Consider the following 20,455-nt stretch of genomic DNA (forward strand, 5'->3'; position numbering starts at 1 on the left):
GGGGGGGGGGGCCCCCCCGCCGGCCGGGCCCCCCGCGCCGGGGGGGGGGGGGGGGCGCCCCCCCGCCCCCCGCGCGGGGGGGGGCGCCCCCCCACCCCCCCCCCCCCCCACTCCACGTTCGTGAAGCGCACAGACCGATGAGCGTGAAGCGCACACACCGATGAGGGAGGTGCCACCGGTGAGCGAGTACGCCACCTCCACGGGCCCGTCCACCGGGGCCGAGGTCCTGTCCGGTCCGCTGTTCGCCCGTCTGGCCCGGATCGGCCAGCGGGTGCGGCAGGCGGACCGTGACCACCCCTGGGTGCTGGACGCCGCCGTGGTCGCGGCCGTCGTCCTGCTGTTCTGCCTGCCCGACCTCCTCCACGGGCACGGCGACGACGGGCCGCGCGAGCACCGGATCGTCCTGACCCGGCTGCCGCTGCCCGGGACGCTGGCGCTGCAGGCGGGCCTGGTCGTCCCGCTGCTGTGGCGCCGCCGCCGGCCCGCGGCGGCGTTCGTCGCGATCATGGCGGTGTTCGTCCTGCAGTGGTCGATGAACGTCGGCCTGCGCGCCGACGTCGCCCTGCTGGTGGCGCTCTACAGCCTGGCCCTGCACGGCAGGCTGCGGCACCTGGCCTGGTCGTGCGCGGCCATGGTCGGCGCCGTCGCGGTGGTCGCCGCGGCCGTGTCGGACGGCGGCCTGCCCGTCGGCGACGCGCTGTTCTTCCTGTTCAGCGCCGCGACGGCGGCCGTGGCGCTCGGCATCGCGGTCCGCATCCGCCGCGCCCAGCTCGCCGGACTGCGCGAACGCGCGGCCCGCCTGGAGATCGAGCGCGACCAGCGCAGCCGGCTCGCCACGGCCACCGAGCGCACCCGGGTGGCCCGCGAGATGCACGACATCATCGGCCACAACCTGTCCGTCATCGTCACCCTCGCCGACGGCGGGGCGTACGCGGCCCAGGCCGCCCCCGAACGCGGCCGGGAAGCCCTGCTGCTGATCGGCGACACCAGCCGCCAGGCCCTCGGCGAACTGCGCCGCATGCTCGGCGTGCTGCGCGACCAGGGCGACGAGACCGCCGAGTTCACGCCGCAGCCGGGCATCGCCGACCTCGACGGGCTGTGCGCCCGCATCCGCGCCGCCGGACCGCAGGTGGTGTACACGGCCGGCGGCGACCTCGACCGCCTCGACCGCGGCATGCAGCTGATGGCCTACCGCATCGTCCAGGAATCGCTCACCAACACCCTCAAGCACGCCGGCCCCGACACCCGGGCCCACGTCACCCTGACCGCCGGCGCCGACCGGCTGCGGGTCCGCGTCCAGGACAACGGCCCGCCCCCCGGCACCGGCACACCCGCGCACCCGGGCGGCGAGGGCCACGGCCTCGCCGGCATCCGCGAACGCGCGGCCCTGTACGGCGGCTCGGTCACGGCGGGCCCCGGTCCCGGTGCAGGATGGACCGTGGAGGCCGTGCTCGACCTCACCCCCGACCCGACAGGCGGCCCGACGTGACCACCGTCCTCATCGTGGACGACCAGCCGCTCCAGCGCTACGGCTTCCGGATGCTGCTGGAGAGCCAGCCCGACACCGAGGTCGTCGGCGAGGCCGCCCACGGCACCGAGGCCGTCCGGCTCACCGCCGACCTGCGGCCCGACGTCGTCCTGATGGACATCCGGATGCCCGGGATGGACGGCATCGAGGCGACCCGCCGGATCGTCGCCGGCGGCGGCCGCTCCCGCATCCTCGTGCTGACCACCTTCGACCTCGACGAGTACGCCCACGCCGCGCTGCGCGCCGGCGCCAGCGGCTTCCTGCTGAAGGACGCCCGCCCCGAGGAACTGCTCTCCGGGATCCGCTCCGTCGCCGAGGGCGACGCCGTCGTCGCCCCGGCCATCACCCGGCGCCTCCTCGACGCCTACGCCCACCGGCTCCCGGTCCGCCCGGCGGGCGTGGCGCCCGCCGCCGACCCCCGGCTCGAAGCGCTCACCGACCGCGAACGGGAGATCCTGGTCGCCATCGCCCAGGGCTGGACCAACGGCGAGATCGCCCAGCGCCTGGTGCTGGCGGAGTCGACCGTCAAGACGCACGTCAGCCGGGTGCTGGGCAAGATCGGCGCCCGGGACCGCGTCCAGGCGGTGATCTTCGCCTACGACCGCGGACTGACCCGCCCGCAGCCCCCGGTCTGAGCGCTCACCGACCGCCGGGCTCCGGCGCGGCCGCCGGTGGCGCGGCCACGGGTGGCGCGGCGCGTTGGAGCGGGCGCAGCACCACGGCGCCGACCGCGAGCCACCAGAGGGCGAGGAGCCAGCCGCCGAGGACGTCCAGCGGCCAGTGCACCCCGAGGTACACGCGGCTGAGGCCGATCGCGACGGTGAACAGGACCGCGCCCGCGGTCGCCTCCCGGGCCGCCGCCGGGTGGGCCCGGGCCACGGCCAGCGCGAGCAGTCCGGCGCTGACCGCGGAGGTGAAGGAGTGCCCGGAGGGAAAGGAGAACCCGGACGCGTCCGTCGCCCAGTCCGTCTGTGGCGGCCGGGGCCGGGCGCAGGCGTGCATCACGCCCAGCCGCACCAGCTGGCCCGCGATCAGCCACAGCACCGGGGCGGTCAGCTGCAGGGCGGCGCGGCGCCGGCCCCGTGGCACGGCGGCGGCCCTGAAGGTGACGGCCCCGGCGATGAGCACGAGGAGGTAGGGCACCGGGCCCGAGCCGAGCCGGGTGAGCGCGACGGCCGCGCTCCGGGCGGGATACGGCCGGTGGGCGACGCTCCAGTCGACGGCGGCCCGCTCGAAGGGGAACGGCGCCCAGCCACGGGTGGCGAGCAGCACGGTCAGCGCCGTGAACAGCGACGCCGCGAGGGCCGCGACGAGCGGCCACGGGCCGCCGGGCGGGCGGGCGTTCCCGGCGGAGCGGTCCATCGGCACGGCGCCTTTCGTCGGGGGACGGGGGCGGCCGGGCCTCCGGCCGGGGCAGCCGACCGGAGGGACGGGCCCGGACCCATGCTTGCCGCACGCACCGCCGGGCGCGGCGCAGCCACGCCATGACCGTTCGGTGTCGTGGCCGCCGCGAGCACCGGGTGGCCGTTCGGCGGACCGGCCGTTCGGTGCAGCGACCGTTCAGCGCAGCAGTGCGATCCCCAGGTGCCGGAGGGCCGACCGCGCCGCGTGCACCCCGCACAGGCCGTGGACGCCGGCGCCGGGCGGGGTGGCGGCGGAGCAGAGGTAGACGCCGGGGATGCCGGTGGCGTACGGGTCGAGGGCGGGGCGCGGACGCAGGACGGTCTGCAGGGGGGTGTTGGCGCCGGTGCCGATGTCGCCGCCGACGAGGTTGGGGTTGTGGCGCGGCAGCCGGTGGGTGGGGACGGTGGTCGTGGCCAGGACCCGGTCCCGGAAACCGGGGGCGAAGCGTTCGAGCTGGGTGAGCACGGCCCCGGAGGCGTCCCCGGCGTAGCCGTGCGGCACGTGGGCGTAGGCGTACACGGGGTGGACGTCGCCGTGTGAGCGGCCCGGGTCGGCGAGGTACTGCTGGGCCACCAGCACGAAGGGGCGTGCGGGCATCCGGCCGCGGGCGGTCTCCCGTTCGGCGTGGGCGACCTCCTCCAGGGTGCCGCCGAGGTGGACGGTCCCGGCCCGGCGGCAGTCCGGGTGCTGCCACGGGACGCCGTCCGCCACCGCGAAGTCCATCCGGAAGGCGGCCGGCCCGTAGCGCCAGCGCCGGTACGCGCGCCGTACCCGCGGGGGCAGTCGGTCACCGCAGAGGTCGGCCGCCGCGCCGGGGGCGACGTCCAGCAGGACGAGTGCGCCCGGTGGCAGGCCGGCCAGCGAGCGCACCGGGTGCCCGGTCTCGACGCGCCCGCCGAGTTCGGCGAGCCGCGCCGCGAGGGCCGCGGTGATCCGGCCGGAGCCGCCGCGGGCGACCGGCCAGCCGCGGTGGTGCGCGGCGGCGAGCAGCAGCAGGCCGACGGCGGAGGTCAGCGGCCGGTGGAGCGGCTGGAAGGCGTGCGCGGCGGCCCCGGCGAACAGGGCCCTGGCCCGTTCGGTGCGCCAGCGCCGGGCGAGCCGGGTGGCGGGCCGGACGGCCAGGCGGCCGAAGTCGGCGAGCAGCAGTGGGTGCCGCGGCGCCCGCAGGAGCGGGCGCAGCACGTCCCCGGCCAGGTCGTCGAAGCGGCCGCTCGGCCGGGCGAACACCCGCAGCCAGGCGTCGGCGTCGGGCCCCAGGGCGCGTGCGCTGTCGCGGAGCGGGCGCCCGGCGGCGGCCCCGTCCCCGCCGTCCAGCGGGTGGGCCAGGTCGACGTCGGGCCAGAGCCATTCCAGGCCGTGCCGGGCGAGGTCGGGGGAGCGCAGCAGGGGGGAGGCCACGCCGAAGGGGTGCACCGCCGAGCAGTGGTCGTGCAGCAGGCCGGGCAGGGTGGTCTCGCCGCTGCGGGCGCCGCCGCCGATCTCCTCGGCGGCTTCCAGCACGGTGACCGCCAGCCCGTGCTCGGCGAGCGTGACGGCGGCGGCCAAGCCGTTGGGCCCGGAGCCGACGACGACGGCATCGGTCATGTGCTGCCTCCCAGGGGTGTCGGAGCAGGGGGATCCGGGCCGGGGCGGTCCGCGCGGGAGCAGCCGCGCCCGGGCGGCCCGGATCGTTCCGGACCGGGCGGGACCGGGCTCGCCGCGGGGCTCAACGCGGTGCGTCCCTGGCGGGCCGCCGGACGGCGAGCAGCGCGGTGTCGTCCGTCAGCCGGCCGCCGGTGTGCCGGACGACGGCGTCGGCGACGTCGTCCACCAGCCGTTGCGGGTCGGCCGCCGCGGGCGTGCCGGCCAGCCGGTCCAGGTGCGTGCGCAGGGCGAAGAAGGCGCCCTGCCGGTCGCGGGCCTCGGTCACCCCGTCGGAGACGATCAGCACGGTCTCGTCCGGGCCGAGGCGCACCCGCCGGACGGGCGGGAGGCCACCCGCCAGGTGGGCGAGGCCGATCGGTGCGCCGTTGCCGGGCGGCAGCTGCCGCACTCCGGCCGGGCCCACGACGTGGGGGCTGTCGTGGCCGAAGTTGATCACCTCGACCTCGTCCGGCGCGTCCTCGGGGAAGGCGATGACGACGGCGGTGGTGAACCGTTCGTCCTGCGCGCCCAGCCGGACGGACAGCACGTTCTGCCGGTGCAGCCGCTCCTCCAGCCAGGACGCGACGGTGGCCAGGTCCTCCTCGTGGTACGCCGCCTCCCGGAAGCAGCCGACCAGGGCCGCCGCGGTGGAGACGGCCGGCAGCCCCTTCCCCTGGACGTCGCCGAGGACGACCCGCGCGCCGTACGGGGTGGCCAGGACGTCGTAGAAGTCGCCGCCGACCCGGGCCTCGACGTCCGCCGACAGGTAGCGTGCCGCGGAGTCGACGCCGCCCCAGCCCGGCGGCACCGGGCGCAGCACCACCTGCCGGGTGGTCTCGGCGGTGCCCTGCAGGTGGCGGACGTAGACGGCGGCCCGGGCACGGTAGATGCTGAGCGGCACCGCGAGGGCGGCCCCGGCGATCACCAGGAGGAAGTCCTCGATCCCCTGGGACTTGCCCCAGATGGTGTCCACCGCGGGGCAGGCGGCGATCGCCAGCGCGGCGAACACCGAGGAGATCAGCGGACCGCAGAGGCCGGCGGCGATCACCGGCACCAGGACCAGCCAGCTGACGGACGCGAAGGCGGGCGGCGTCGCGGCGTCCACACCGACCACCGCGGCGAGCAGCGCCGCGGGCACCAGCCAGGAGCGGTGGCCGTACCGGACCAGCAGTGGCAGGTGCGACCGCTGCGTCTCCAGGGAAACCACCCGCAACCGTTCCTCCTCGGCCCGACGTTCCCCGGGGCCTCGCGCGGGCCGTGGCGGTGATGGACGCCGGCCCTGGTCTCCACCCCCGCGCCGGGCGCGAAGCCGTGGGGCGGAGCCGTCGCGCCCCACGTTAGGGGACCGGTCCGGCACCGGAGGAGCCGTACCGGCGCCGCGCCCCCGTCGTCGCACGATCGGACCAGTCGCCTCCGCTCCCGGGCCGTCACCTGCGCGGATCCGCGGCCGACCGCTCCCCGCCCGGGGGTCAGGGCGGCAACTGTGCTGAAGTGCGGGGGATTTGGTGTCGTCGACGGGGTGTCCTGGCGATCCGGACCGCTGCGTCAACTCCACTGCAGGAAAGTGATTCTGACGAACCGTCGGATCATGTCCCGGCCGATCCGGAGCGGCTCGCCCGCGACGTCGTCGCCACCATCGCCACCCTCGCCGAGCTCGGCGACCCGGCCGAGGGCTCCGCGCTGCTGCGCGGCCGCCTCGCCGTCCTGTCGTTGTGCCGGGACCGGTGCCGACGGTCGACGAAGGACACGTTGTGTCCTATGGTGAACATCGTGTCCTCGCGAGGCGCGCCGTCGGGCGCCTGGCGGGGCCGGCACCCCCGGGAAGTGAAGGAGAACCACGGCATGGCCGACACGTTCGAGGCGGGCAAGTCCGAACTGGTGGAACTCGCCCACCGCCGGATGCGGTCCGCGATCCCCGACAGCGGCTGGACGGTGCGTCAGAAGCTCGCCCTGACCTGCCGCATCCTGTTCGACGCCGGACACGACTCCGGTCTGGCCGGGCAGATCACCGCCCGCGCCGAACGCCCCGGCACCTACTACACCCAGCGTCTGGGACTCGGCTTCGACGAGATCACCGAATCCAACCTGCTGCTGGTGGACGAGAACCTCGACGTCCTGGAGGGCGACGGGATGGCCAACCCGGCCAACCGCTTCCACAGCTGGGTCTACCGGGCCCGACCGGACGTCAACTGCATCATCCACACCCACCCGCTGCACATCTCCGCGCTGTCGATGCTGGAGACCCCGCTGGTCGTCTCGCACATGGACACCTGCCCGCTGTACGACGACTGCGCGTTCCTGGAGAACTGGCCCGGCATCCCGGTCGGCAACGAGGAGGGCGAGACCATCGCCGCCGCCCTCGGCGACAAGCGCGCGCTCCTGCTGGCGCACCACGGCCAGCTGGTCGCCACCGGGACGGTCGAGGAGGCCTGCACCCTGGCCCTGCTCTTCGAACGGGCCGCCCGGCTCCAGCTGTTGGCGAGCGCCGCCGGGAAGATCCGGGAGATCCCCGGACTGCTCGCGCAGGAGGCGCACGACTGGATCTCCACCCCCAAGCGCGGCCAGGCGAACTTCGCCTACTACGCCCGCCGGGCCCTGCGGGCGGGGCACGGCGACGCCGTGGACCGCGCGCCCGGCCTCCAGGGCCCGACCACCCCCGCCCCTGCCCGGAAGGACTCCTGAGATGCCCGCGACCGCCCTCGAAGGGATCATCGCCTACCCGGTGACCCCGTTCTCCCGCACCGACGGCAGCCCCGACCTCGGGCGGCTCGCCGAGCTGATCGACCGGTTGATCGCCTCCGGGTGCCACGCGATCGCCCCGCTCGGGTCCACCGGGGAGAGCGCCTACCTCGACGACCGGGAGTGGTTCGACGTCACCGAGGCCGCGGTCTCCGCCGTGGCCGGCCGGGTGCCCGCCGTCGTCGGCATCGCCGACCTCACCACCCGCAGCGCCGTCCGCCGGGCCCGGTACGCCGAACACGTCGGCGCGGACGTGGTGATGGTGCTGCCGCTGTCCTACTGGAAGCTGGACGAGCGGGAGATCACCCGGCACTACGAGGAGGTCGCCGGCGCGATCGGCATCCCGCTGATGGTCTACAACAACCCGGCCACCGCCGGGGTGGACCTCCCGCCGGAGCTGCTGCACCGACTGGTCGACCGGGTCGAGAACATCACCATGGTCAAGGAGAGCAGCGGCGACATCCAGCGGATGCACCGGCTCGCCCAACTCTCCGACGGCGCACTGCCGTTCTACAACGGCTCCAACCCGCTGGCGCTGGAGGCCTTCGCGGCGGGCGCGGCCGGCTGGTGCACGGCGGCGCCCTGCGTGGTCCCGGAGCTCACCCTGGAGCTGTACCGGGCGGTGCGTTCCGGCGACCTGGACGCGGCCCGCCAGGTGTTCTACCGGCAGCTGCCGGTGCTGCAGTTCCTGCTCGGCGGCGGCCTGCCGACCACCGTCAAGGCGGGCCTGGCCCTGCGCGGCCTGGACGTCGGGGAGCCCCGGCACCCGCTGCTGCCGCTGGACGAGGAGCGGACGAAGCAACTGGCCGGACTGCTCGCCGAGGCGGGCGCGGACCGCTGAGCCGGTGAGCGCGTGCCCCCCGTGACCCGGTGGGCCCGTAACGCCGTGGGCTCGTGACGCCGCGGGCCCGCGACGCCGCAACGCCGCAACGCCGTGACGCCGCGGGCCCGCGACGCTATGGGCCCCGCGGTCCCGTCGTGCGTCAGGGCAGGGTGGGGACCCGCTCCGAGGGGCCGGCCGGGTCGTCGTGGATGACCACGAGGATCTCGGCCGGCTCCGCGCCGGTGCTCCGGCAGCGGTGCGGCAGCGCCGAGTTGAAGTACACGCTGTCCCCGGGGCCGAGCCGCACCGTCCGCTCGGGGAACTCCAGCTCCGCCGTGCCCGCATGGACGAACAGGAACTCCTCGCCCGCGTGGGACTTGTAGGCCGATCCGGTTGCGTCGGTCGGCGGGTACATCACGAACGGCACCATCCGCTTGCCGCTGAGGCCGGTCGCGATGCCCTCGTAGTGCGGGGTGCCGGGGCCGGCCCCGTCGGCGATCGGGGTGCGTTCGCCGGCCCGGACGACGGTGACGAGTTCGGGCTCCACCTCGTCCGAGAACAGCCGGCCGACATCGACGTTGAGGGCGTGGGCGAGCTTGAGCGCGGTCGAGATCGACGGGTCGCTGAGGCCGCGCTCGACCTTGGAGAGGTAGCTCTTGGTGACGCCCACCTGTTCGGCGAGCGCCTCCAGGCTGAGCCGGTTCTGCTTCCGCAGCACCCGCAGTCTGCCGCTCATGCGTCACCCCTCACCCGCGGAATCGTCCGGTCCAGTATCCCACCGCTGATCCGCGGGCCGTCGGCGCGGTCGGTCCGGTGCCGGGTCCGGCGCACCGTCCGGTACCTGCGGCGACTCGGGCCCCTCAGTCGGCGGCGGCCGCGGTGTACACCGTGGCCACGGCGGCCATCGCCAGCCAGCCGAGGACGGGAACGCCCACGGCGATGACGAAGGGCACGGGGCCGGACAGCAGGGCGGAGGCGCCGAAGAACGCGAACACGGCGGTCCAGATCGAAGCCGTGGCCGAGGCGACGGCGGAGGCCGCCACGGCGTTCCGGCGCGGCCGGGCCAGGCCGCAGGCGGTCAGGGCGGATCCCAGGCCGGCCAGCAGGGCCACTCCGAGGAGGGCCAGCCAGGGCCGGCTCCGGTTCTCGGCGCTGTGCCCGTGGTAGGAGACCTCGGCCACCCGGCCCCGCCAGAGCCCCAGTTGCACGTCCGTGCCCACCGTCACGTCGTCGTAGAACGCCTCGCCGACGGCGTACGTGGCGGTGGCCCCGGACTCCCGGGACACCGTCAGCTCCCAGATGGTGGAGTCGTTGCTCTCGCGGGAGTTCTTGGACCGCACCTTCCCGCTCTCGTGGCGCAGGCAGTCCGCGCCGGGTGCGGCGGCCGCCGTGCCGCAGGTCGGTGCGGTGAGGTGGGCGTTCACCTCCTGGTCGGTGTCCACGTACCACCGGAAGCAGAGGGCGGTGACGGCCAGGCCCAGCGCCACGAGCAGGCCGTGGGCCAGCCACCGGCCGACCGGCCCGGTGGCCCACCCGGTTCCGCCGTATCGCCCCTCGTCCTCGATCCGCTTCTTCATCGCACCCCCGTCGATCGTTTTCCCGGTGCACCTCCCCGGTGCCCCGTGCCCCGGGATGATTCCAGCACGGGCGGCCGACGGTCGAGCAACCCCGTTCGGCCGTACCGCAGTTGTGAAGTCCCGGTCCGGTCCGGGGCGGACCGGCCCCGGACCGGGAAGGGGTCAGATCTCGTGCGCGATCGAGGTGCTGATGACGACCACGAACAGCCAGCCGAGGACGGGGACACCCAGGGTGATGATCATGGGCCACTGGGCGGCGAAGAGCATGACGCTGCCGAGGAAGGCGGAGACGGCGATCACGAAGCCGGCCGCCGGTGCCACCGCCGCCGCCCCCAGGCGGGGCCAGGCCAGCCCGTGGACGAGCACGGCCGACGCCGCGCCGATCAGGCCGGCGAGCTTGAGGGCGGCGAGGGCGGGGATGTCGCGCGTCGGGGCGCGGTGCCCGTGCCAGGAGACCTCGACCACGCGGCCGTTCCAGATCGTGAGGTCCACGGTCGTGCCGACGCGGGCGTCGTCGTAGAAGGCCTTGCCGACGGAGAAGGAGCCGTCGGGCGCCGTCTCCCGGGCGACGCTCAGGTGGTAGGAGACGGAGTCGTCGCTGGTGGAGGTGGACCGCGCGGTCACCCTCCCGGTCTCGCGGAGCACGCAGGGCGCGCCCGGTGCGGCGGCGGCCGTGCCGCACTGCGGTGCGGAGCGGTAGGCGTCCACCGCGTGGAAGGTGTCCAGGAACCAGCCGAACCCGGCGACGACGGTGGACAGGCCCGCCACCACGAGCAGGATCCGAGCCAGGACGCGGGCGACGACCTTTCCGGAGACCCGGGGCCGGCGGCCGGGCGGTTTCGCGTCCTCGATCCGCGCGTTCATCGCAACCCCCTCGATCGCGGTCCGGGCACCTCCCCGATGCCCACCGGGGATGATTCCAGGGATCCGGTCCGTGCCGGGAGTGATCAGGCCCACTTGTGACGCAGCTGTGCACCTCGGGCCGGTGGGCGCCCGGTGCGTCAGCCGTTGCGGGCGGCGGCCGTGCTCCCGGCGGTCAGGGCCAGCCAGGCGAGGGCGGGGACGGCCAGGGTGACGGCGAGCGGCAGTTGCGTCGACACGAGGACGAGGTTGCCGAAGAACGACAGGAAGGTGATGAAGGCGGCGATGCCGACGGGCGTCGCCTCCGTGGCGGGACGCGCGCGGGTCAGGCCGTAGGCGGTGAGGGCCGATCCCAGGCCGACCAGGAGGGCGATCTCGGTGGAGGCCAGCCAGGGCGTGCTCGGGTTCCGGGCGCGGTGCCCCCGGTAGGAGACCTCGGCGACCCGGCCCCGGAAGACCGTGACGTCCACGTCCGTGCCGACCTCCACGTCGTCGTAGAAGGCCTTGCCGACGGGGTACTCGTGTTCGCCCGCCGTTTCCCGGGCCACGGTCAGCCAGTGGCCGGGGGCGTCGTTGCTGTTGTCGACGCGACCCGCCGTCACCTTGCCGGTCTCGTGCCGCAGGCAGTCCGCGCCCGGTGCCGCCGCTGCCGTTCCGCACGTCGGGGCGTGCCGGGGGGCGCCCACCCCGTCGTACGCGTCGACGTACCGGGTGAAGCCGAGGACGGTGACGGCCAGCCCCGTGAGGAGGAGCAGGCCCCGCGCCAGCCCGTGGAGGACCGGCGCGCCGACCCGCCGGAGTCGACCGACCGGTTTCGCGTCCTCGATCCGCGCGTTCATCGCAACCCCCTCGATCGCGGCCCGGGCACCTCCCCGGTGCCCAGCAGGAATGATTCCAGGGAGGTGGCCGCCGGTGGGAGCAACTCGGCTTTCTTGTCACCCAGTTGTGGAACTCCGGCCGGGGCCGGGGCCGGGGCTGGGGCCGGGCCGGCGCCGGCGCCGCGGGCGGGGGCCGGGCGTCAGTCGTCCGTGACGGCGATCAGCGTGGTGATGGCGGTCGCGCCCAGCCAGCCGAGGAGGGGGACACCGAGGGAGACGACGAACGGCCCCTGCGACGACAGGACGGCGAAGCCGCCGAGGGCGGACAGGAAGGCGACCCAGCCGGCGCCGGCGAGGATGACGCGCCGGGCGTTCCGGCGCGGCCCGGACGCGCCGCGGACGGTCAGGGCCGAGCCTGCGGCGACCAGGAGCGCGACCTTGACGCTGGTCTGCCAGGGCCGGATCGGGTTCGCCGCGCGGTGCCCCCGGTAGGAGACCTCGGCGACCCGGCCCCGGAAGACCGTCAGGTCCACGTCCGTGCCGATCTCCACGGCCTCGTAGAAGGCCTTGCCGACCTCGTACCTGTCGGTGGGCGCGGACTCGCGCGCGATCCGCAGTTCGCGGGCGTCCTCGTCGAGGGCCCTCGCCGCCGTCACCCTGCCGGTCTCGTGCCGCACGCAGTCCGTGCCCGGTGCGGCGGCCGCCGTGGCGCACACCGGGGCGTGCCGGTAGGCGATCGTCCGGTCGTAGGTGTCGACGAACCAGGCGAAGCCGAGGGCGGTGACGGCCAGCCCCGCCAGGACGAGTACTCCCCGCGCGAGCACGCGGACACCCGCTCCGGTGTCCGGCCGGGATCCGCCGGGTGCCCCCGGGTCCCTCATCCACGTCTCCATCGCAACCCCCACGATCGCGTCCCCGGGCAGCTCCCCGAGGCCCCGCGGGGATGATCCCAGGGCGCGGGCGGGCGGGGGAGGGGCCCGGCCCGCTTGTGACGCGCTTGTGGAAGTTCTGCCGGGTGGACCGGTGGGCCGGCGGGCCGGTGCGGCGACGGGCCGGTCCGCCGGTCAGGGCAGCAGGAGGACGGCGAGTTCGTCGAGCAGTTCGGTGACCCGGCGGGCCTGTTCCGGGTCCGGGACGGCCTTCGCGATGACCGGCTCCGCGGGCCGGGCGACGTGGGTGCGCACGGCGGTGCGGGCGCGCTCGGAGACGGTCAGCAGGGTGCGCCGTCCGTCGGCCGGGTCGGCGGCGGCGTCGAGCAGGCCGGCCTCGCGCAGCCGGGCGACGGAGCCGGAGACGTGGCTCTGGGCGAAGCCGGTGCGGACCCGGATCTCCTGGACGGAGGTGGCGGGGTGGCGGTACACGTCGGCGATCACGGCGATCTCCGCGGCGGTGAGGTGCGCGGACGCCGGGTCGGTGATCATCGCGCGGCCGAGTTCGGTCAAGCGCTTGCCGAGTCTGAGGAGTTGCACGCCGTCCATGGCGGCAGAATACATCTTCACCGATGCATCGGTAGCGATGTAGATTGCGGACATGACGACCACCGAACCGCTCAGCCCGGTGTCCCGCACCGCCCTGTCCGTCGCCCTGGTCCGGGCCTACGAGAGCTCCCGCCCCGACCCGCTCTTCGTCGACCCGTACGCCGCCGCCTTCGTCACGGCCGCAGAGGTCCCGCTGCCCGCCACCGGCCCGGCCGGCGGCTTCGCCAAGGCCCTGGCCGCACAGGGCGTCCTGCGTACCCGCTTCTACGACGACCGCCTCCTCGCCGCCGGGGCCGACCAGGTCGTGCTGCTCGCGGCGGGCCTCGACACCCGCGCCTACCGGCTGGACTGGCCCGCCGGCACCCGGGTGTTCGAGCTCGACCTGGGCCCGGTCCTGGACTTCAAGGAGCAGGTCCTCGGCGGACTCGGCGCCGTGCCGAGGAGCGGCCGCACCACCCTGCCCGCCGACCTGCTGGACCGGGACTGGCCCGCCCGCCTGGTCGCGGCCGGCTTCGACCCGTCGCGCCGCTCGGCCTGGCTGGCCGAGGGCCTGCTGGTCTACCTCACGCCCGAGGAGGCCGCCGGACTGCTCACGGCCGTCGCCGCTCTGGCCGCCCCCGGCAGCCGGCTGCTGCTGGAGAAGGGCCGGGACGTCGGCACCACCCCGCACGACCCGGCGGTCGCCCACATCACCGACCTGTGGCGCGGCGGGCTCGGCCCCGACACCCACGAGTGGCTCGACCGGCACGGCTGGAGCACCGGGATCACCCTCCTGGAGCGCCTGGCGGAGACGTACGGCCGGCCGCTGTCGCGCTCCTCCGTCGCGGGGTTCATCGAGGCCGTCCGGCAGCCGGAGGACTGAGCACTCCCGTCGGGCCCGCCCGTCGCTCCCCGTTCCCTGCCCGCCACTCCGGCCCCACCCGCCGGCCCAACCCGCCGGTTCCCGCCCGCCGGTCCCCGACCGCCGCAGGGCCGGGGCCGGCGGTCCCGGCCGGCGCGGCGTCATGTCCATGCGCTGGTCGATCACCCAGTCCGGCCGCCCCGGGATGGTGCGGGCGACCACTCGTTCCGCCCGGTGGCGCGTTGCTTCAATCGCCGTGTCGGTCAATCGAGCAGTCGAGGACGGTGGCGGAACGTGGACCTGAACACGGTGGTGGAACTGCGCGACGCGCGGCAGCGCGGGACCTGGCGCCCGGGGGACGCGTGGCTCGGCGGCGGGACGTACCTCTTCTCCGAGCCGCAGCCGCACATCCGCCGGCTGATCGACCTGAGCCGGATGGGCTGGGAGCCGGTGCGGCTGACGCCCACCGGCGACCTGGAGATCGCGGCGACCTGCACGATCGCCCAGCTGTCGCGCTTCGCCCTGACCCTGGACCGGCCCGCCGCCCCGCTCGTCGAACAGTGCTGCCGCGCCTTTCTCGCTTCCTGGAAGGTGTGGCACATGGCCACCGTCGGCGGCAACCTGTGCAACGGGCTGCCGGCCGGGCCGATGATCTCGCTGACCGCCGCGCTGGACGGGGTCTGCACCCTGCTCTCCCAGGACGGCGCCGTGCGCCAGCTGCCGGTGGAGGACTTCGTCGTCGGCGCCGGGGTGAAGGACCTGCGCCCGGGTGAACTGCTCCGCTCGGTCGTCCTGCCCGCCCGGGCGCTGGAGCGGCGGACCGCCTTCCGACAGGCCTCCCTCCACGGGCTCGGCCGTTCGGCCGCGCTGCTCATCGGCACGCTCGACCCGTTCGACGGCGAGCGGGTGCTGACCGTGACCGCCTCGACGGTGCGCCCGGTCCGGCTGCGCTTCCCGTTGCCGCCCAACGCGGCGGCGGTGCGCGAGGCGATCGGGTTCGGGATCGAGCCGCAGGAGTACTACGCCGACATCCACGGGCATCCGGCCTGGCGGCGGCACATGACCTTCCGCCTGGCGGAGGAGATCCGCGGCGAACTCGCCGGTGCGCGCCACGAGAACGGGGAGGACGGCCGATGAGCTTCTCGGTCCGGGTCAACGGCGAGGACTTCGACGCGGAGCCGCGCGCCGGCCAGTGCCTGCGCACCTACCTGCGCGAGCGCGGCTGGTTCGGGGTGAAGAAGGGCTGCGACGCGGGCGACTGCGGCGCCTGCACCGTGCAGGTCGACGGCGAGCCGGTGCACAGCTGCCTCTACCCGGCGCTGCGCGCGGAGGGCCGCGCCGTCACCACCGTGGAGGGCCTGGCGAAGGACGGCGAGCTCCACCCGATGCAGCAGCGGTTCCTGGACGCCCAGGGCTTCCAGTGCGGGTTCTGCACGGCCGGCATGCTGATGACCACCTCCGCCGCCGGCTTCGGCGAGGACGAACGCGCGGACCTGCCGCGGGCGTTGAAGGGCAACCTGTGCCGCTGCACCGGCTACCGGGCGATCGAGGACGCGATCCGGGGCGTCAAGCACACCGAGTCGCCCTGCGCCGGGCAGGCCGTGGGCCGCAGCCTCGGCGCCCCGGCCGGTCCCCAGGTGGTCACCGGCACCGCCCGCTACACCTTCGACCTCGCGGTCGAGGGCCTGCTGCACATGAAGCTGCTGCGGTCCCCGCACCCGCACGCCCGGATCGTCTCGATCGACACCTCGGCGGCCCTGCGGGTGCCCGGCGTGGTCGCCGTGTTCACCCACGAGGACGCGCCCGACCGGCTCTACTCCTCGGCCCGGCACGAGCACCCCACCGAGGACCCGGACGACACCCGCGTGCTGGACGACGTGGTGCGCTTCGTCGGCCAGCGGGTCGCCGCGGTGGTGGCGGAGAGCGAGGGCGCGGCCGAGGAGGGCTGCCGGAGGATCGTCGTCGGGTACGAGCAACTCCCGTACGTCATCGACCCGGAGGAAGCGATGGCGCCGGGCGCCCCGGTGATCCATCCGAAGGGCCCGGAGTCCCGGATCGCCCGTGCCGGGAACAACGTCTGCGGCGAGGCACACGGTGAACTCGGCGACGTCGAACGGGGATTCGCCGAGGCGGACGTGGTCTACGAGGAGACCTTCCGGACCCAGCGGGTGCAGCACGCCAGTCTGGAGACCCACGGCTGCGTCGTGTACTTCGAGGAGTCCGAGAAGACCGGGGAGGAGCGGATCGTGGTCCGGTCCTCCACCCAGGTGCCCTTCCTCACCCGCCGGGCGCTGTGCGACCTGTACGACCTGCCGATGGAGCAGGTCCGGGTGGTGGCCGGCCGGGTCGGCGGCGGCTTCGGCGGCAAGCAGGAGATGCTCACCGAGGACATCGCGGTGCTCGCGGCGATGCGGCTGCACCGGCCGGTGAAGCTGGAGTTCACCCGCGCCGAGCAGTTCCACGGCGCCACCACCCGGCACCCGTTCACGATCACCGTCAAGCTGGGCGCCAAGCGCGACGGCACCCTGACCGCCGTCCGGTTCAGGGTGGTCGCCAACACCGGCGCGTACGGCAACCACGGCCCGGCCGTGATGTTCCACAGCGTCGGCGAGTCGATGGGCGTCTACCGCGCGCCGCACAAGAAGGTCGACGCGTACTCCGTCTACACCAACGCCGTGCCGGCCGGGGCCTTCCGCGGCTACGGCCTCGGCCAGGTCACCTTCGCCCTGGAGTCGGCGATGGACGAGCTGGCCCGGCGGCTGGACGTCGACCCGCTGGTGCTGCGCGAGCGGAACGTCATCGGCCCGGGCGAGCACATGGCGGGCCCGCTCGGCGAGGAGGAGGACCTGCACATCGCCAGCTACGGCCTCGACCAGTGCCTCGGCGTCGTCCGGACCGCCCTCGCGAACGACACCAGCGCCGAACTCGCCCCCGAGGGCTGGCTGGTGGGCCAGGGCTTCGCGATGGCGGCGATCGCCTGCGGCCCGCCCGGCGGCCACATCGCCGACGCCACGGTGAAGCTCCTGGAGGACGGCACGTACGACCTCGCCGTGGGCACCGCGGAGTTCGGCAACGGCACCACCACCGTGCACAAGCAGATCACCGCCGGGGCTCTCGGCACCACCGTGGACCGGATCGCGATCCGGCAGTCCGACACCGACGTCGTCCGGCACGACACCGGAGCCTTCGGCTCGGCCGGCACCGTCGTCGCGGGCAAGGCCGTGATGCGGGCCGCCGACGCGCTCGCCGAACGGCTCCTCACCTTCACCGCGGAGTACGCCCGCACCCCGCGCAGCCTGCTGCGCCTCACCGCGGACGCGGTGGAGTGCGACGGGCGCACGGTCCCGCTGAAGGAGGTCTTCGAGGCCGCCCGCGGCAGGGGCGTCGAACTGAGCGCGGACGGCCACTTCGGCGGCTCGCCGCGCTCGGTCGCCTTCAACTCCCAGTGGTTCCGGATCGCGGTGGACCCGGACACCGGCGAGATCCGGATCCTGCGCAGCGTCCACGGCGCCGACGCCGGCAAGGTGATGAACCCGCTGCAGTGCCGCGGCCAGGTCGAGGGCGGCGTCGCCCAGGCCCTGGGCGCCACGCTGTTCGAACAGGTCCTGGTCGACGGCCGGGGCGAAGTCACCACGGCCGCGTTCCGCCGCTACCGGCTGCCCGCGTTCGCGGACGTGCCGCGCACCGAGGTGCACTTCTCGGAGACCTCGGACGCGATCGGGCCGCTGGGCGCCAAGTCGATGTCGGAGAGCCCGTTCAACCCGGTGCCGCCCGCCTTCGCCAACGCCCTGCGGGACGCCACCGGCATCCGCTTCACCGAGGCGCCGTTCCTGCGGGACAAGGTCTGGCGGGCCCTCGACCGGCACCGCCGGAGGCCCGCGACGCCGTGACCGGGCGGCGGTCCACTGTCGGGAGCACCGGACCGGGGCCCGGCCGGCGGCCCCGCCGTCAGGCGATCCCACAAGAGGGGAACCGCACCTTCCTCCTTGTGTCTACGATGCCTGACACGCGTCAGCCATCGCATGTGCGAGGCCACCGTTCGCGCATGGCGCACAAGGAGCACAACATGATCGTCGGAGACCTCCTGGAGCTGGACGACCTCCACATCGAGGTCGCCTGGGCGAGCCCCCACCTGCTCGACCGCGAGGTGACCGGCGTGACCTCCACCGACCTGCAGGACCCGGCACGCTACCTGCAGCGCGGCGAACTGGTCCTCTCCGGGCTGGTCTGGTGGCGGCCGGACGGGGGCCAGGCGGCGATGCGCTTCGCCAACTCCCTGCGCACCGCCGAGGTCGCGGCGCTCCTCGCCGGCGAGGGCACCCACGGCACCGTCCCGCCGGAGCTGGTCGAGGCCTGCCGCCGGCACGGCGTCCCCCTGCTGTCGGTGCCGGCCGGCACCAGCTTCCGCTCCGTCACCGACCGCGTCTACCTGCGGTTGTGGGGCGACCTCCAGGCGCACGCCGAAGGGCAGGCGGCCCTCCCGGCCGCCGTCCGGCGGACCCTGACCCAGCTGCTGCGCGCGCAGGCCTCCCTGGACGACCTCCTGGAGCGGGCCGTGGCCGACCTCGGACTGCCGGAGTGCTCCCTGACCACGGGCTCCGGCCGGGTACTGGCCTCCTCGGAGTCCGCGCCGGCATCCGGATCCGGGTCCGCCCCGGTGCCCGCCCCCGCGTCCGCCCCGGCGCCGTTCCCGGCGCGCACCGCGGCGCCCGCCTTCCCGGTCGGCCCGCCCGGCGACTCGCCCTTCGACGGCTGGCTGCTACGGCCGCACGGCCAACCGGGCCCCACCGCCACCGCCATGCTGCACGGCCTCGCCGAACTGCTCACCCCGCTCGCCACCCGCGACCGGGCGACCGCCACCGCCCAGCGGCAGACCGGCACCCGGCTGGTCGAACTGCTCGACTCCGGCGCCGACGCCGAAGCGGAGGCCGAACGCGCACTCGCCCTCTCCGGCCTGCCCCCGCAGCGGCAGCTGACCGCGGTCGCCGCCCGGATCGACGGCGTCCCCGCGACCTGGACGGCCGCGGCCCTCGCCGAGGCCCTCCACGACCTGCCGACGAGCCACCAAGAGGCGCCCGTCCCCTTCGTCGCCGCCCCCGACGGCCACGGCGGCGCGGCAGCCCTCTCCCCGGCCCCGGAGGACCTGGTCGCGCAGACCCTGCAGCGCGCCCTCCCACGCCTGGAAGCCGGACTGCCCGGCGGGCGGCGGCTGCGCGTGGGCATCGGCTGCACCGTCGAACCGGCCGCCGACGCGCTCCGGGCCGCACTCGTCCGGGCCCGCTTCGCGATCGACGTCGAACCGCCCGGGGCCGTCGGCCGCTGCTCGCGGATCACCACCCTCGCAACGCTGCTCCGGGGCGTCCCCGCCGAGATCACCACGGAGTTCCGCCGCCGGGTCCTCGCGCCGCTGATCGAGCACGACCGGGCCAACACCGTCTCCCTGCTGGACACCCTGGACGCCTTCCTCCGGCACAGCGCCTCCTGGTCCAGGACGGCCGAGGCGCTGCACCTGCACGTCAACACGGTGCACTACCGGATCAAACGGATCGAGGAACTCACCGGCCGCAGCCTGCTGAAGCTGGAGGACCGGCTCGACCTGTGGGCGGCGCTGCGCTGCGCGCCCGCCTGAAGCGACCGCGACGCGGCCGGGCGGCACGGGGGCGAAGAAGTCTCCCTCCGGTGGCTCCGGGCGGCCCGCGACCCTCGCCGTGCGCCTCCGGCCGGTGCCTGGTGAGGACGTGCGCGCGGTCGTAGCGGACGCCCGGCAGGCCCGGGTTGCGGCGCAGACCTCCTGCAGCGGGCCGCCGTGGCCGCCATCCGACGTCCACCACCGGGCCGGTCGGCGGGAGTTCGCAGGCGGCGACGAGCGCGGTCTCCGGCCGGTGCTCGTCGGCGCGGTCCTGGCGCATGCCGCCCTTCTCCACGCCGGGTGTCCGTCGGGGGAGGCTGCCCACGGGTGCCGGGGCCGAAGCATGCCGTCACCCGGCCGTGCGGTCCGGATTCGCTTCGGCGTCAACATACTTGACGTTCCATCAGTCTTTCGGGGGTGCCGGCGGCCAGCTGCCCGCGGCCAGGACGCCGGTGGCGTAGGCGTGGGCGACCAGGGCGGTGCGGTTGGGCACCCGCCAGCGCCGGGAGAGCCGGGCGAGGTGGTAGTTGACGCCGTCCGGGGTGATCCCGATCTCCCGGGCGATCTGCGCCGTGGTGGCGCCCCGGGCCGCGGCGGCGAGGATCCGGACCTCGACCGGGCTGACCTCGGTGCGCGGGCCGGGCTCCGGCACCTCCCGGAGGGCCTCGACGGTGCGCAGCGAGAGCAGCAGGTTCGGGGTCTGCTCCGGGGTGTCGCTGACCAGGTCGACGGTCATCTCGCCGTGCCGTTCGCGGCCGTCGACGGGCGTCCAGGAGACCCGGGCCGGGTACTGCGAGCGGCGGTGCATCCGGACCGCCTCGGCGAGCGCCTGCAGGGTGTCGCTGTCCCGCAGGGTGAAGAACTCCAGGATCTTCCGGTTGCGCAGTTGACCCGGCAGCAGCCCGAACTCGGCCGCCATCGCGCGGTTGACGATCAGGGTCCGGCCGCCGAACTCGACCACCGCGATCGGCAACGGCACGTGGTCCAGCAGACGCAGTGCCCGGTTGCGCCAGATCACCGCCGCGTCCTGCCGGCTCCCCGGCGCCGGGCCGCAGCCCTCGGTCGGTCGCACGTCCATTCGTCCCTCCCCGTGGCATCCGCACGCGTGAGGCAGTGCTGACGGTTCGTCGGCAA

At 75.2% G+C, this 20,455-nt stretch carries 18 protein-coding genes; 8 read left to right on the plus strand and 10 right to left on the minus strand.

Annotated elements, in window-relative coordinates; genetic code table 11:
• Nucleotides 1-178: 178 nt before the first annotated feature.
• Nucleotides 179-1,489 carry a sensor histidine kinase gene (locus ACFV0O_RS36510; RefSeq protein WP_380348409.1) on the plus strand — a complete coding sequence of 437 codons (1,311 nt, stop codon included), beginning with the start codon at nt 179-181 and terminating at the stop codon, nt 1,487-1,489.
• Complete coding sequence (locus ACFV0O_RS36515) at nt 1,486-2,163, plus strand: response regulator transcription factor (RefSeq protein ID WP_360267933.1); 678 nt, start codon at nt 1,486-1,488, stop codon at nt 2,161-2,163. The genes ACFV0O_RS36510 and ACFV0O_RS36515 overlap by 4 nt, the downstream gene beginning before the upstream one ends.
• Before the next feature lie 4 nt (nt 2,164-2,167).
• On the opposite strand, the gene ACFV0O_RS36520 is transcribed toward ACFV0O_RS36515, so the two are convergent.
• The 3 genes from ACFV0O_RS36520 to ACFV0O_RS36530 form a co-directional block, all read right to left on the minus strand.
• Nucleotides 2,168-2,890, minus strand: coding sequence for a phosphatase PAP2 family protein (locus ACFV0O_RS36520; RefSeq protein WP_380348411.1), 723 nt, complete (start codon nt 2,888-2,890; stop codon nt 2,168-2,170).
• Between the two features lie 198 nt (nt 2,891-3,088).
• On the minus strand, nt 3,089-4,516 hold the full coding sequence (locus tag ACFV0O_RS36525) for a phytoene desaturase family protein (RefSeq protein WP_380348413.1): 1,428 nt from the start codon (nt 4,514-4,516) through the stop codon (nt 3,089-3,091).
• 121 nt (nt 4,517-4,637) lie between these two features.
• Nucleotides 4,638-5,762, minus strand: coding sequence for a PP2C family protein-serine/threonine phosphatase (locus ACFV0O_RS36530; RefSeq protein WP_380348457.1), 1,125 nt, complete (start codon nt 5,760-5,762; stop codon nt 4,638-4,640).
• A gap of 635 nt (nt 5,763-6,397) precedes the next feature.
• Between ACFV0O_RS36530 and ACFV0O_RS36535 the strand changes: the two genes are divergently transcribed.
• Entirely contained in the window at nt 6,398-7,237 is an 840-nt protein-coding gene (locus ACFV0O_RS36535; protein ID WP_380348415.1) for an aldolase, read from the plus strand.
• 1 nt (nt 7,238) lies between these two features.
• Nucleotides 7,239-8,135: a dihydrodipicolinate synthase family protein gene (locus ACFV0O_RS36540; protein ID WP_380348417.1), complete on the plus strand. Its 897-nt coding sequence runs from the start codon at nt 7,239-7,241 to the stop codon at nt 8,133-8,135.
• A gap of 142 nt (nt 8,136-8,277) precedes the next feature.
• On the opposite strand, the gene ACFV0O_RS36545 is transcribed toward ACFV0O_RS36540, so the two are convergent.
• From ACFV0O_RS36545 to ACFV0O_RS36570, 6 genes are all read right to left on the minus strand, one after another.
• Entirely contained in the window at nt 8,278-8,853 is a 576-nt protein-coding gene (locus ACFV0O_RS36545) for an XRE family transcriptional regulator (RefSeq protein WP_360267915.1), read from the minus strand.
• A 124-nt stretch (nt 8,854-8,977) separates the two neighbouring features.
• Nucleotides 8,978-9,694 carry a hypothetical protein gene (locus ACFV0O_RS36550; RefSeq protein ID WP_380348419.1) on the minus strand — a complete coding sequence of 239 codons (717 nt, stop codon included), beginning with the start codon at nt 9,692-9,694 and terminating at the stop codon, nt 8,978-8,980.
• 162 nt (nt 9,695-9,856) lie between these two features.
• Complete coding sequence (locus ACFV0O_RS36555) at nt 9,857-10,558, minus strand: hypothetical protein (protein ID WP_380348421.1); 702 nt, start codon at nt 10,556-10,558, stop codon at nt 9,857-9,859.
• 137 nt (nt 10,559-10,695) lie between these two features.
• Nucleotides 10,696-11,394, minus strand: coding sequence for a hypothetical protein (locus tag ACFV0O_RS36560; protein ID WP_380348423.1), 699 nt, complete (start codon nt 11,392-11,394; stop codon nt 10,696-10,698).
• Nucleotides 11,395-11,573: 179 nt separating this feature from the next.
• Nucleotides 11,574-12,254 (minus strand): hypothetical protein, encoded by a 681-nt coding sequence (locus ACFV0O_RS36565; protein WP_380348425.1) that lies wholly within the window; start codon nt 12,252-12,254, stop codon nt 11,574-11,576.
• A 183-nt stretch (nt 12,255-12,437) separates the two neighbouring features.
• Nucleotides 12,438-12,905: a MarR family winged helix-turn-helix transcriptional regulator gene (locus ACFV0O_RS36570; RefSeq protein ID WP_380348427.1), complete on the minus strand. Its 468-nt coding sequence runs from the start codon at nt 12,903-12,905 to the stop codon at nt 12,438-12,440.
• On the opposite strand from ACFV0O_RS36570, the gene ACFV0O_RS36575 reads away from it, so the two are divergent.
• The 4 genes from ACFV0O_RS36575 to ACFV0O_RS36590 all read left to right on the plus strand — a co-directional run bounded on the left by ACFV0O_RS36575 (nt 12,904) and on the right by ACFV0O_RS36590 (nt 19,321).
• Nucleotides 12,904-13,713 (plus strand): SAM-dependent methyltransferase, encoded by an 810-nt coding sequence (locus ACFV0O_RS36575; protein WP_380348429.1) that lies wholly within the window; start codon nt 12,904-12,906, stop codon nt 13,711-13,713. The genes ACFV0O_RS36570 and ACFV0O_RS36575 overlap by 2 nt on opposite strands.
• A gap of 273 nt (nt 13,714-13,986) precedes the next feature.
• Nucleotides 13,987-14,829, plus strand: a complete 843-nt coding sequence (locus ACFV0O_RS36580; RefSeq protein WP_380348431.1) for an FAD binding domain-containing protein — start codon at nt 13,987-13,989, stop codon at nt 14,827-14,829.
• The gene (locus tag ACFV0O_RS36585; RefSeq protein ID WP_380348432.1) at nt 14,826-17,582 is read left to right on the plus strand and encodes a molybdopterin-dependent oxidoreductase; all 2,757 of its coding nucleotides are present in this window, start codon (nt 14,826-14,828) and stop codon (nt 17,580-17,582) included. Before ACFV0O_RS36580 ends, ACFV0O_RS36585 begins: the two co-directional genes overlap by 4 nt.
• A 155-nt stretch (nt 17,583-17,737) precedes the next feature.
• A complete protein-coding gene (locus ACFV0O_RS36590; protein WP_380348434.1) occupies nt 17,738-19,321 on the plus strand; it encodes a PucR family transcriptional regulator in 1,584 nt (527 codons plus the stop codon).
• A 403-nt stretch (nt 19,322-19,724) separates the two neighbouring features.
• Here the strand turns inward: ACFV0O_RS36590 and ACFV0O_RS36595 are convergent, their stop codons facing one another.
• Nucleotides 19,725-20,399, minus strand: coding sequence for a LuxR C-terminal-related transcriptional regulator (locus ACFV0O_RS36595; protein ID WP_380348436.1), 675 nt, complete (start codon nt 20,397-20,399; stop codon nt 19,725-19,727).
• Nucleotides 20,400-20,455 lie beyond the last annotated feature (56 nt).

It is taken from the genome of Kitasatospora sp. NPDC059577 (assembly GCF_042735475.1).
GTDB lineage: Bacteria > Actinomycetota > Actinomycetes > Streptomycetales > Streptomycetaceae > Kitasatospora.